Source organism: Microbulbifer sp. S227A (assembly GCF_049800935.1).
The window spans coordinates 1-13,016 of record NZ_JBNAFZ010000012.1; the positions used below are offsets into that span (position 1 = coordinate 1).

11 protein-coding genes are annotated in these 13,016 nt (G+C 63.2%); 3 read left to right on the forward strand and 8 right to left on the reverse strand.

Features of this window, described 5'->3' with window-relative positions:
• Positions 1–1,668 (forward strand): formate--tetrahydrofolate ligase (locus tag ACP15R_RS21725; RefSeq protein ID WP_424988171.1); only part of this gene is annotated, 1,668 nt, incomplete at its 5' end.
• A gap of 93 nt (positions 1,669–1,761) precedes the next feature.
• Positions 1,762–2,679 carry a bifunctional methylenetetrahydrofolate dehydrogenase/methenyltetrahydrofolate cyclohydrolase FolD gene (gene folD / locus ACP15R_RS21730; protein WP_424988172.1) on the forward strand — a complete coding sequence of 306 codons (918 nt, stop codon included), beginning with the start codon at positions 1,762–1,764 and terminating at the stop codon, positions 2,677–2,679.
• Between the two features lie 108 nt (positions 2,680–2,787).
• Here the strand turns inward: folD and ACP15R_RS21735 are convergent, their stop codons facing one another.
• The 6 genes from ACP15R_RS21735 to ACP15R_RS21760 all read right to left on the reverse strand — a co-directional run bounded on the left by ACP15R_RS21735 (position 2,788) and on the right by ACP15R_RS21760 (position 9,259).
• Positions 2,788–3,780 carry an ABC transporter substrate-binding protein gene (locus ACP15R_RS21735; protein WP_424988173.1) on the reverse strand — a complete coding sequence of 331 codons (993 nt, stop codon included), beginning with the start codon at positions 3,778–3,780 and terminating at the stop codon, positions 2,788–2,790.
• Positions 3,781–3,830: 50 nt separating this feature from the next.
• Entirely contained in the window at positions 3,831–4,676 is an 846-nt protein-coding gene (locus ACP15R_RS21740) for an ABC transporter permease (RefSeq protein WP_424988174.1), read from the reverse strand.
• A complete protein-coding gene (locus ACP15R_RS21745; protein ID WP_424988175.1) occupies positions 4,673–5,644 on the reverse strand; it encodes an ABC transporter permease in 972 nt (323 codons plus the stop codon). Before ACP15R_RS21745 ends, ACP15R_RS21740 begins: the two co-directional genes overlap by 4 nt.
• Positions 5,641–6,456 carry an ABC transporter ATP-binding protein gene (locus tag ACP15R_RS21750; RefSeq protein WP_424988176.1) on the reverse strand — a complete coding sequence of 272 codons (816 nt, stop codon included), beginning with the start codon at positions 6,454–6,456 and terminating at the stop codon, positions 5,641–5,643. Before ACP15R_RS21750 ends, ACP15R_RS21745 begins: the two co-directional genes overlap by 4 nt.
• 31 nt (positions 6,457–6,487) lie before the next feature.
• Entirely contained in the window at positions 6,488–7,942 is a 1,455-nt protein-coding gene (hydA, locus tag ACP15R_RS21755) for a dihydropyrimidinase (protein ID WP_424988177.1), read from the reverse strand.
• A 66-nt stretch (positions 7,943–8,008) separates the two neighbouring features.
• On the reverse strand, positions 8,009–9,259 hold the full coding sequence (locus ACP15R_RS21760; protein ID WP_424988178.1) for a Zn-dependent hydrolase: 1,251 nt from the start codon (positions 9,257–9,259) through the stop codon (positions 8,009–8,011).
• A gap of 146 nt (positions 9,260–9,405) precedes the next feature.
• On the opposite strand from ACP15R_RS21760, the gene ACP15R_RS21765 reads away from it, so the two are divergent.
• Positions 9,406–10,047 carry a TetR family transcriptional regulator C-terminal domain-containing protein gene (locus ACP15R_RS21765; protein ID WP_424988179.1) on the forward strand — a complete coding sequence of 214 codons (642 nt, stop codon included), beginning with the start codon at positions 9,406–9,408 and terminating at the stop codon, positions 10,045–10,047.
• Between the two features lie 3 nt (positions 10,048–10,050).
• On the opposite strand, the gene preA is transcribed toward ACP15R_RS21765, so the two are convergent.
• Together preA and ACP15R_RS21775 are read right to left on the reverse strand one after the other, a co-directional pair.
• A complete protein-coding gene (gene preA / locus ACP15R_RS21770; RefSeq protein WP_424988180.1) occupies positions 10,051–11,355 on the reverse strand; it encodes an NAD-dependent dihydropyrimidine dehydrogenase subunit PreA in 1,305 nt (434 codons plus the stop codon).
• A gap of 46 nt (positions 11,356–11,401) precedes the next feature.
• Positions 11,402–12,727, reverse strand: a complete 1,326-nt coding sequence (locus ACP15R_RS21775; RefSeq protein WP_424988181.1) for an NAD(P)-dependent oxidoreductase — start codon at positions 12,725–12,727, stop codon at positions 11,402–11,404.
• Between the last annotated feature and the right edge of the window lie 289 nt (positions 12,728–13,016).

Consider the following 13,016-nt stretch of genomic DNA (forward strand, 5'->3'; position numbering starts at 1 on the left):
AGAAGTGATATTGAGATAGCGCGGGAAGCGCGTAAGAAGGGGATTCAGGAGATTGGTGACGGGCTTGGGATCCCGTCGGAGCATTTGTTGCCTTATGGTCATGACAAGGCCAAGGTCGGGCAGGCGTTCATCGACTCGGTGCAGGATCGTCCCGATGGCAAGCTGATCCTGGTGACCGCGATCAACCCGACCCCGGCGGGCGAGGGCAAGACCACGACAACCGTGGGGCTGGGTGATGGTCTGAACCATATCGGCAAAAAGGCGATGATTTGTATCCGCGAGGCGTCGCTGGGTCCGAATTTCGGCATGAAGGGCGGTGCCGCCGGGGGGGGCATGGCGCAGGTTGTGCCGATGGAGGACATGAACCTGCATTTCACCGGCGATTTCCACGCCATCACCAGCGCGCATTCGCTGTTGAGCGCGATGATCGACAACCACATCTACTGGGGCAACGAACAGGAGATCGACCTGCGCCGGGTCCAGTGGCGGCGGGTTGTCGACATGAACGACCGCGCCCTGCGCAATGTGGTGCTGAGCCTCGGGGGCGTGGCCAACGGCTTTCCGCGCGAGGGCGGGTTTGACATCACCGTGGCCTCCGAAGTGATGGCAATCCTCTGCCTGGCCAAGGACCTGAAGGACCTGGAAAAGCGCCTGGGCGACATGATCGTCGCCTATCGCCGCGACCGCACGCCGGTTTATGCCCGTGATATCAAGGCCGAAGGCGCGATGACCGTGCTGCTCAAGGACGCGATGCAGCCCAACCTGGTGCAGACGCTGGAGAACAACCCGGCCTTTGTGCATGGCGGCCCGTTTGCCAATATCGCGCATGGCTGCAACTCGGTCATTGCCACCACCACGGCGCTCAAGCTGGCGGATTACGTGGTCACCGAGGCCGGTTTCGGGGCCGACCTGGGGGCCGAGAAGTTCATGAACATCAAGTGCCGCAAGGCGGGCCTGTCGCCGGCGGCGGTGGTCTGCGTGGCGACCGTGCGGGCGATGAAGATGAATGGCGGCGTGGCCAAGGCGGACCTGGGCGCGGAGAATGTCGAGGCGGTGAAAAAGGGCTGTCCGAACCTGGGCCGTCACATCGAGAACCTGAAGTCGTTCGGCGTGCCGGTGGTGGTGGCGATCAACCATTTCGTCACCGACACCGATGCCGAGGTCGAGGCGATCCGGGACTATGCCAGGTCGCATGGCGCCGAGGCGGTGCTGAGCCGTCACTGGGAGCTGGGCTCGGAAGGCTCTGCCGATCTCGCGCGCAAGGTGGTTGCCGTGGCCGAGGCCGGGCAGGCGAATTTCGCGCCGATCTATCCCGACGACATGCCGCTGGCGGACAAGATCCAGACCATCTGCAAGCGTATCTACCGCGCCGACGAGGCGTTGATGGACAAGAAGATCCGCGACCAGCTCAAGCTCTGGGAAGAGCAGGGATACGGCAACCTGCCGGTCTGCATGGCAAAAACGCAATATTCCTTCTCGACCGATCCGAACCTGCGCGGCGCGCCCACCGGCCATTCGGTGCCGGTGCGCGAGGTGCGGCTGTCGGCGGGGGCCGGGTTCATCGTCGTGGTCTGTGGCGAGATCATGACCATGCCGGGCCTGCCGCGGGTGCCCTCGGCCGAGAATATCCGCCTGAACGACGCCGGCCAGATCGAAGGCCTGTTCTGAGCGCGGACGCGCAGCCAATCGGCCCGGGCGCGCATTGACGGCGCGCCCGGGATCAAGGAAACCGACCTGACACCGACATTTAGGACCGACACCATGACTGCCCAGATCATCGACGGAAAAGCCTTTGCAGCAACTGTGCGCACCAGGGTTGCCGAACAGGTTGCCCGCCTGAAGGCCGAGCATGACATCATCCCCGGCCTTGCCGTGGTGCTGGTTGGCGAGGACCCGGCGTCGCAGGTCTATGTGCGCTCCAAGGGCAAGATGACGGTCGAGGTCGGCATGGCCAGCTTCGAGCACAAGCTCGGGGCCGACACCTCCGAGGCCGACCTGCTCGCCCTGATCGAGACGCTGAACACCGACCCCCGGGTGCATGGCATCCTGGTCCAGCTGCCGCTGCCCGGCCACATGAATTCCGACCTGGTGATCAACGCCATCAACCCGGCCAAGGATGCGGACGGGTTCCATATTTCCAACGTCGGCCTGCTGGGCACCGGGCAGAAATCGATGGTGCCCTGCACGCCGCTGGGGTGCCTGATGATGCTGCGCGAGCAGCACGGGTCGCTGTCGGGCATGAACGCGGTGGTGCTGGGGCGCAGCAACATCGTCGGCAAGCCGATGGCGCAATTGCTGCTGGGCGACAGTTGTACCGTAACCATCGCGCATTCGCGCACCCGGGACCTGCCCGAAGTGGTGCGCCGCGCCGATATCGTGGTCGCCGCCGTCGGCCGCCCGGAAATGGTGCCGGGCGACTGGATCAAGCCGGGCGCCACGGTGATCGACGTGGGCATCAACCGCATCGACGCGCCGGAAAAAGGCACCAATGCCGACGGCAGCGTCAAAACCCGGCTGGTCGGCGATTGCCACTACGAAAGCTGCGCCGCCGTCGCCGGCGCCATCACCCCCGTCCCCGGCGGCGTCGGCCCCATGACCATCGCCTGCCTCCTGGCAAACACCCTCACAGCCTGCTGCCGCGCAAACAACCTACCAGAACCAAACGGACTCACCGCATAGCGCACCCAAGGCCAGCTCATCGATTGGCATCCGCCCCGCAGGGGATCATCGCATCCGATTGGCAAAGCTGGCCCGGGCCCCGAGCATGCCGGGGCCCCGCCGACCGGGTTATTGTCCGCCCAGTGCCTTGTCGGTGATCGCCGTGGTAAACGCGCCTTGTGGTTCCTTGGTGATGACCGGGTCCGAGCCACCGGCGAGCAAGGTGGCCACCGTCCTTTCGTAATCGCCGGCATCCAGTGCACCGTTGGACCCGGCGGTCAACTTGGCAACCTCGGTCATCATGCGCACCTGGTGGGCTTCGGTCTGCGCGCCGGTCTCGTCATAATCGAGCACGATCATCGCCGCCTCTTCGGGGTTTTCCTCGGCCCATTTCCAGCCCTGCATCGACGCGGCGACGAATTTTTCCATCCGCTCGACAAAAGCCGGGTCCGACAGGTTCTCTTCCATGACATAGAGCCCGTCTTCCAGCGTGGCGACGCCCTGATCCTCGTATTTGAAGGTAATCAGCTCTTCCGCCGCGACACCACTGTCCAGAACCTGGCCGTATTCATTGTAGGTCATGGTCGAGATGCAATCGGCCTGCCGCTGCAACAGCGGGTCGACATTAAAGCCCTGTTTGAGAACCTCGACGCTGTTCTCGCCCTTGCCATCGGTGCCGATGCCCAGATGCGACATCCAGCTGAGGAACGGGTATTCATTGCCAAAGAACCACACGCCCAGCGTGCGGTTGACCAGCGTTTCCGGCCCCTCGATCCCCACATCTCCCCAGCAGGTCAGCATCATGCCCGACGATTTGAACGGCTGCGCGATATTGACCAGCGGCAACCCGTTTTCACGCGCGGCCAGGGCGGCGGGCATCCATTCGACGATGACATCCGCCCCGCCGCCGGCGATCACCTGGGTCGGGGCGATATCCGGCCCGCCGGGCAGGACCGTGACCTCAAGCCCCGCGTCCTCGTAATAGCCGTTTTCCAACGCGACGTAATACCCCGCGAACTGGGCCTGCGTGACCCATTTCAGTTGCAGCGTGACGTCGTCGGCCAGGGCCGGCACGGTCAGCGCGGTCGATGCAAGCGCTGCGATCAGCATGGTTTTTGTCATGGTAGTCTCCCTGTTGGTTCTTGGTTTTGGTTTATTGGTATTTGCGGTTCTCAGCCGCGTTGCGATGGATGCCAGAAGGTCAGCCACTTTTCGATCAGCGCCGCCAGCCCATAGGCCAGGGTGCCGGTAATCGCCGCCACCAAAATGGCGGACCAGACAAGGCCGAGGTCAAGCTGGCCAATCGATGTCGAGATGCGAAAGCCCAGCCCCTGCGTCGGCGAGCCGAAAAATTCCGCAACAATCGCGCCGATCAGGGCCAGCGTCGTACAGACCTTGAGCCCGTTGAAAATGAACGGCAGCGCCGCGGGAAGGCGCAGTTTCAGCAGAGTCTCGCCCCAGCTGGCCGCGTAGGTCCGCATCAGGTCGCGCTGCATCGCGGAGGTTTCCGACAGGCCGGCAACCGTGTTCACCAGCATCGGGAAAAACACCATCAGCACCACAACTGCCGCCTTGGATTGCCAGCCAAAACCGAACCACATCACCAGGATCGGCGCGGTACCGACGATGGGCAGCGCCGCCATGAAATTGCCCAGCGGCAACAGGCCCGCGCGCAGATAGGCATAGCGATCAACCAGCAGCGCGGTCAGGAAGGCCGCCGCGCAACCGATGACATAGCCGCCAAGCGCGCCCTTGAGGATGGTCTGCACGAAATCGCCCCACAGCATCGCGCCATTGCCGGCAAAGGTGGTCGCGATGACGCTGGGCGGGGGCAGGATGACCTGTGGCACTTCGAGGCCGCGCACGACCAGCTCCCACATGGCCAGAACGGTTGCCCCGAATATCAACGGAACCGCCAGCCGCGCCGCGCGACTCTGGGCGCGGGGCGGGGTCGCAAGCCAGAGGTTCAGCGCAAAACCCGCCGCCCAGATCAGCAGGGCAAGGATCACCAGGCTCATGGTTGCCCCCCCATTGCGCGCAGGGTGCGTCGTTCAAGCCAGCCGGTCAGCCAGACCAGCAGCGCCGCCAATGCCGCCGCCATGATCAGCGCGGCCCAGACCTGCGAGGTTTGCCCGTAATAGCTGCCCGCCAGCATCCGCGCACCCAATCCGCCCTTTTGCACCGGCAATTCACCGACGATGGCACCTACAAGGCTGGCGGCAATGGCGATTTTCAGCGAGGCAAAGAGATAGGGCACCGATGCAGGCAAACGCAGCTTGGTCAGCACCGTCATCGCCCCGGCATTATAGGTGCGCATCAGGTCAAGCTGCATCGCATCGGGCGAGCGCAGCCCCTTGACCATGCCGACCACCACCGGAAAAAACGACAGGTAGGCCGAGATCACCGCCTTGGGGATCAACCCCTGAATACCGATGGAATAGAGCACCACGATGATCATCGGGGCCAGCGCCACGATGGGAATGGTCTGGCTGACAATGGCCCAGGGCATGATCGACATGTCCATCACCCGCGAATGCACGATCCCAACAGCGAGTGCGATCCCGAGCACGGTGCCGATCAGAAAGCCGAGGAAGGTCGCACCCAGCGTGATGCCCCCGTGATAGATCAGCGATCGGTTCGACAGGCTGCCCGAGCGGACGATCCCGCGCCGCCCGTTCAGTTCCTCGTCGATGGTCGACCGGTACAGTTCTTCCGCGACCTGATGCGGCGCGGGAAGGCGTGGCCGCTCGAGGCTCCAGCTTTCGCCCAGCAGGCCGGGATTTCGCCGCACCAGGGCCCAGGACCCCATGTCGCGACGCTCGACCGCGGTTGCCGGCGAAACGGTTTCCCCCGCACGTTCGGCGCGGGTCAGAACGTCTTGCACGTTCATCGGCACCACCGCCAGATACCAGATCGCCAGCACCGCGAGGACCATTGCCAGAACCGGCGGAAAACGCCAGCGGCGGGACTCGGGGCTGGCGCTCACTCTTCGTACCCCGCGCGCAGCCCGTCGCGGACCCGGTGGGCGATTTCGATGAATTCCGGCGTGTCGCGAATATCAAGCGGCCGTTCCCTTGGCAGCGTGCTTTCGATGACATCGCTGATCCGTCCGGGGCGCGGCGACATCACCACGATATGCGTCGACAGGTAAACCGCCTCGGGGATCGAATGGGTGACGAAACAGATGGTTTTCTGTGTGCGGTCCCACAGGCGCAGCACCTCTTCGTTCAACCGGTCGCGCACGATTTCATCCAGCGCCCCAAAGGGTTCGTCCATCAGCAGGATCTCGGCATCAAAGGCCAATGCCCGCGCAATCGACGCACGTTGTTGCATGCCGCCCGACAATTGCCACGGAAACTTTTTCTCAAAGCTGCTCAGTTCCACGAGTTCAAGCACCCGCGCCACGCGCTCTGCCTGTTCCGCCCTGGAAAACCCCATGATTTCCAGCGGCAGGCGGATATTGCCGCCGATGCTGCGCCAGGGGTACAACCCCGCGGCCTGGAAGACATAGCCATAGGCCCGCGCCCGCCGCGCCTCGTCCGCCGTCATGCCATTGACCGTCAGGCTGCCCCCCGTGGGGGTTTCCAGCCCGGCGATGCAGCGCAGAAAGGTGGTCTTGCCACAGCCCGAGGGGCCGATAAAGCTGACGAAACTGCCCTTGGGCACATCCAGCGACACGTTCCTGAGCGCGTGAACCGGGCCATCGGCGGTCTGAAAGGTGAGATCCAGCCCATCGGCCGCGATCACGGTGTTCGCGGCATCCGGTGTTGGTGCGGAGTCGGGAGCAGAGACGCTCATGCGCGGGTCTTTGCAGTCAGAAACAGGGCCATCAAACCCCCGTCGCGGGAATGCCGCTGCGCTCGACGGGGCGCGGCGCGGTCAGTTCCTTCCAGGTGGACAGCGCCTTGTTGACCGTGGTGTTGGCGGCGCGGCTGACGAATTCGCCATGGCCTTCCTCGGTGCGGATTTCGCCATCCATCACCGCAACCTGTCCACGGGTCAGGGTATAGCGCGGCAATCCCTTGACCGCCTGCCCCTCGAACACGTTGTAATCGATGGCGCTCTGCTGGCTGGAGGCCGAAATCGTCTTTTCCTTTTTCGGATCCCAGACCACGATATCGGCATCCGAGCCGACCATGATCGCCCCCTTGCGGGGATAGCAGTTGAGGATCTTGGCGATATTGGTCGATGTCACCGCGACAAATTCCTCGGGTGTCAGCCGACCGGTCGCAACGCCCCGTGTCCACAGCATCGGCATCCGGTCTTCCAGCCCGCCGGTGCCATTGGGGATCTTGGTGAAATCGCCCACGCCATAGCGTTTCTGCTCGGTGGTAAAGGCGCAATGATCGGTCGCCACCACGCTGAGCGACCCGGATTGCAGGCCGGCCCACAGGCTGTCCTGATGTTGCTTGTTGCGGAACGGGGGTGACATGACGCGGCGGGCGGCGTGATCCCAATCGGGATTGAAATACTCGCTCTCGTCCAGCGTCAGATGCTGGATCAGCGGCTCGCCCCAGACACGCTTGCCCTGCATCCGGGCGCGGCGGATGGCCTCGTGGCTGTCTTCACAGCTGGTATGCACCACGTATAGCGGCACGCCCGCCATATCCGCGATCATGATGGCACGGTTGGTCGCTTCGCCCTCGACCTGCGGCGGGCGGGAATAGGCATGTGCCTCGGGGCCGGTATTGCCTTCGGCCAGCAGCTTGGCAGACAATTCGGCCACCACGTCGCCGTTTTCCGCATGCACCATGGCGATCCCGCCCAGCTCGGCCAGCCGCTGGAACGACGCGTACATCTCGTCGTCATTGACCATCAACGCGCCCTTGTAGGCCATGAAATGCTTGAACGTGTTGATGCCGCGATCCTCGACCACGGTCTTCATCTCGTCAAACACCTGCTCGCCCCACCATGTCACCGCCATGTGAAAGGAATAGTCGCAATTGGCGCGGGTCGATTTGTTGTCCCACATCTGCAGGGCATCCAACAGCCCCTGCCCCGGCGAAGGCAGCGCGAAATCGACCACCATCGTGGTGCCACCGGCAAGTGCCGCGCGGGTGCCGCTCTCGAAATCATCGGTCGAATAGGTGCCCATGAAGGGCATTTCCAGATGCGTATGCGGATCGATTCCGCCGGGCATCACGTAACAGCCGGTCGCGTCCAGCACCTCGTCACCGGCGAGGTTCGGGCCGATCTCGGTGATCTTGCCGCCCTCGACCCTGACATCCGCCTCATAGGTCAGGTCGGCGGTGACGATGGTTCCGTTCTTGATGACGGTGCTCATTGGTTTTTCTCCCCGTGTCGTGGGCACCTCTTTGCGATGCCTGATTGTTCTTGGTCTCAGGCGAGATCAGGTGACGATCTCCGCCGTTTCGGCAACCGCGTGCAACAGCACATCCGCCCCGGCGCGCGCCCAGTCCTTGGTGATTTCTTCGGCCTCGTTATGCGAAAGGCCATCAACACAGGGGCACATCACCATTGCGGTCGGCGCAACCTGGTTGATCCAGCAGGCATCATGCCCGGCGCCGGAAATCAGGTCGCGGTGGGAATAGCCCAGACGCTCGGCGGCGTTGCGCACGGCGCTGACACAGCCGGCGTCGAATTCCACCGGGTCAAACCCGCCGACCTTTTCGAACGCGACCTCAAGCCCCATGTCATCGCAAATCTTTTGCGCCTCGGCCCTTAGCCGCGTTTCCATGTCCTGGATCACCGCGAGATCTGGCGAGCGGAAATCGATGGTAAACACCGCCCGGCCCGGAATCACGTTGCGCGAGTTGGGAAAGACTTCGATATGGCCCGCCGCGCCCACCGCATGGGGTTTGTGCGACCATGCGATCTCTTCGACCTTTTCCAGTATCCGCGCCATGCCAAGACCGGCGTTCTTGCGCATCGGCATCGGGGTCGAGCCGGTATGGGCGTCCTTGCCGGTCACGGTGACCTGGGTCCATGACAGGCCCTGACCATGGGTGACAACGCCGATATCCTTGCCCTCGGCCTCAAGGATCGGGCCCTGTTCGATGTGCAGTTCGAAAAACGCGTGCATCTTGCGCGCGCCGACTGTCTCTTCGCCGCGCCAGCCTATGCGCTTGAGTTCATCGCCAAAGGTCTTGCCGTCGTGATCCTCGCGGGCATAGGCCCAATCCTGCGTATGCACGCCCGCAAATACCCCCGACGCCAGCATCGCCGGCGCATAACGGGTGCCCTCTTCGTTGGTCCAGTTGGTGGCGACAATGGGATGTTTGGTCTTGATGCCAAGGTCATTGAGGGTGCGGATGATTTCCAGCCCGCCAAGAACCCCGAGCACACCGTCATACTTGCCACCGGTCGGCTGTGTATCAAGATGGCTGCCGACATAGACCGGCAGCGCCTCCGGGTCGGTGCCCTCGCGGCGGGCGAACATGTTGCCCATCTGGTCCAGCCCCATGCTGCACCCGGCCTCTTCGCACCAGCGCTGAAACAGCGCGCGGCCCTCGGCGTCTTCATCGGTCAGCGTCTGGCGATTGTTGCCCCCCGCGACGCCCGGCCCGATCTTGGCCATTTCCATGAGAGTGTCCCAAAGCCTGTCGGCATTGACAGTCAGGTTGGCTGATGGTGCGGTCATATCATCCCCGATCTTGCTAGCGACTGCTGGCCAATTCATGATTTGACCAATCGGTCAAAGTCACGCTACCACGGAGCCAAGGTCAGTCAAGTCTGCCGCAGGCAAAAGCGGCAATCGCATGAAATATTGGCAGGGAATGGCATGCAATGACAAAAAGATCGGCGCAACCGCATCCCCGTGACGCCACCAGGCCCAGAACCCGCATCCAGAAACGCAACCGCGAGCTGATCCTGGGGGCGGCGCTCGAGGTGTTTTCGAAACATGGCTACCGCGGCGCGACGCTGGATCAGATTTCCAGCGAGGCGGGACTGAGCAAGCCGAACCTGCTCTATTACTACCCCTCCAAAGAGGCGATTCACCGCGAGTTGCTGCACGGGCTGCTGGAAACCTGGCTGGATCCGCTCAGGGCGATGGATCACGGGGGCGAGCCGCTGGACGAGATCCTGGAATACGTCCAGCGCAAACTCCAGCTGGCCCGCGACTATCCGCGCGAGAGCCGGATTTTCGCCAATGAGATCCTGCAGGGCGCACCGACGATCCTGCCCGATCTCGAGGGCGACCTGAAGGCATTGGTCGACCGCACGGCGGCGACCATCGAAGGCTGGATCGCGGCGGGCAGGCTGGCGCGGGTCGATCCGGTCCACCTGATTTTCTCGATCTGGGCCCTGACCCAGCATTATGCGGATTTCGATATCCAGGTCCGGGCCGTCAATGGCGGCACCGATCCGTTTGCGCGCGCGGAACAGCATCTGGACACGCTGTTCCGCCGCATGTTGACCCCTGGCTAGCGGCTATTCGGCCACCCGTGCCATCGGGTTGTTCGGGTGCGAGGTCCAATCCGCATGCTCGGCCGACACGATACGCCCGGTCCGCGGATCGGTCACTCCCGGTTCGAGCTGTTCCATGGTGATGCACCCGTCGACCGGGCAGACGTCAAGGCACAGGTTGCAGGCAACGCATTCGCTGTCATCCACGTCGAACACCCGGCCCTCGCTCATGGTGATGGCCTGGTGCGAGGTGTCCTCGCAGGCGGCATAACAGCGGCCACATTTGATACAGGCATCCTGATCGATCCGCGCCTTGGTGACAAAGTTCAGGTTAAGATATTGCCAATCCGTCACGTTCGGCGCGGCGCGGCCCTGGAAATCGGCGATCGCGCCATAGCCCTTTTCGTCCATCCATTGCGACAGGCCGCGCTTCATTTCCTCGACCACGCGGAACCCATAGGTCATCGCGGCGGTGCAAACCTGAACGGTTCCACAGCCCAACGCGATGAATTCCGCCGCGTCCCGCCATGTGGTGACACCGCCGATACCCGAGATCGGTAAGCCTTGCGTTTCCGGGTCGCGGGCGATCTCGGCCACCATGTTCAGCGCGATGGGTTTGACCGCCGGGCCACAATAGCCACCATGGCTGCCCTTGCCGTCGATGCTCGGCTCGGGGCTGAACGTGTCGAGATTGACCGAGGTGATCGACGACACCGTGTTGATAAGGCTGACCGCATCGGCACCGCCCGCACAGGCGGCGCGCGCCGGATAGCGGATATCGGTTATGTTCGGCGTCAGCTTTACGATGACCGGCTTGTCATAATATTTCTTGCACCATTCGGTGACCATCCGGATGTAATCCGGCACCTGTCCGACCGCGGCCCCCATGCCCCGTTCGCTCATTCCGTGCGGACATCCAAAGTTGAGCTCGATCCCGTCGGCACCGGTTTCCGCAACACGGGGCAGGATGGCTTTCCACGAGGCTTCCTCGCACGGCACCATGATCGACGCGATCAGCGCGTGATCCGGATAATCGCGTTTCACCCGTGTCATTTCCTCGAGGTTTGTTTCAAGGGGCCGGTCGGTGATCAGTTCGATGTTGTTGAGACCCAGGAGCCTGCGGTCCGCGCCCCAGATCGCACCATAGCGCGGCCCGTTGACATTCACCACCGGCGGGCCGGCCTCGCCAAGGGTTTTCCATACGACACCACCCCAGCCTGCCTCAAAGGCGCGGCGCACGTTGTATTCCTTGTCGGTCGGCGGCGCCGATGCGAGCCAAAAGGGGTTGGGGCTTTTGATGCCCAGGAAGTCGGTTGTCAGATCTGCCATTGTCATGGTCCTTTCCGGGCCGTCGCCCGTCATGTTGCGGGGCGCGTCACTCAGAAAGCGCGGCGTGAATATCCTCGGCGGCATCGCGGCCCTCGGCCACGGCAACCACCGTCAGGTCCTCGCCCGGCGTGCAATCGCCCCCGGCCCAGACATTGGCAAGGCTGGTGCGCCCGGCCCCCGATACGGCAAGCTTGCCACGCTCGGTCGCGAGACCGGCATCCTCGGCCAGGGTCTGACCGATGGCCAGCAGCACCTGATCGGCGGGCAGGCGGATCCGTTCTCCGGTGGCGTGCAGGGTGCCGTTGCCGGCCTGCGTGTATTCAAGCTCGATCTCCTGCACCGCGCCATCGCCATGCACCGCAACCGGCGTGACATTGGTCATTAGCCGGACCCCGTGGGTGGCGGCAAGATCCTGTTCGAACCCGCTTGCACCCATGGCCGCGCGGTCGCGCCGATAGGCCAGCGTCACGCTCTGCGCCCCGAGCAACCGCGATTGCACCGCTGCGTCGATCGCGGTCATGCCGCCGCCAATCACCACGATATTGCGCCCCACCGCGAGCGTCCCCTTGTCCTCGGCCTGGCGCAACTCCGCGATGAAATCCACCGCGTTGCGCACACCGGCAAGATCGAAACCCGGCAGGTCGAGCAGGTTGACACCACCAAGTCCGATACCAAGAAACACCGCGTCATGATCGGCCTGCAAGGTCGCAAGGTCGATGTTGTCGCCCAGCACCTGGCCATTCACCACGGTGATGCCGCCGATCCCCAACAGCCAGTCGATCTCGCGCGCGGCGAAATTCCCGGTGGTCTTGTAGGCGGCAAGCCCGTATTCGTTCAGCCCGCCGGCACGGTCGCGGGCCTCGTAGATGGTGACATCGTGCCCCTTCATCGCAAGGCGGTGGGCACAGGCCAGACCCGCCGGACCCGAACCCACGACACCAATGCTCTTGCCGGTGCTTGCCGCCCGCAGGAACGGATGCCCCTGTCGGGCCATGGCCGAGTCGGTTGCGAACCGTTGCAGGCGGCCGATTTCGACCGGCTTGCCCTCGGCGGCTTCGCGCACACAGGCTTCTTCACAGAGCGTTTCGGTGGGACAGACGCGGGCACACATGCCGCCCAGAATATTCTGTTCAAAAATGGTCTGTGCCGCCGCCTCGGGTTGCGCGGTCGCGATCTGGCGGATGAACAGCGGAATATCGATATCCGTCGGACAGGCCGTGACACAGGGCGCATCATGGCAAAAATAACATCGGTCGGCGGCGACCGCGGCTTCGTGTGGATCATATGCCGGGTGCAGATCGGCAAAATTCGATGCAATCTCTTCGGCATCAAGGCGTCCGGCAACCAGGCCTGGGGTATGCGAGTTGGTCATTGAGTCTCCCTGGGCTTTTTTCCGAGCCTGCCACAACTCAGAATTTTATCAAACGGTAAAATTTTGGCGGCGCTAGGATTTGCACACTGCCTCTGGGCGGTCATCGGCTAGCCAGACCACAGAATGCCATGCCGCGAGGATGGGCCGCGCAATCGCCGGGCATCGGCCCGTACCGATTGGTTTTGCGGTATTCCAACAAGGCGCGGCATTTGGTCATCCATGTTGAATTGGTATTCTATCTACCAGTTCAATCCGCTAGAAAACGGACCATGGCGACAACAAGGGTCAG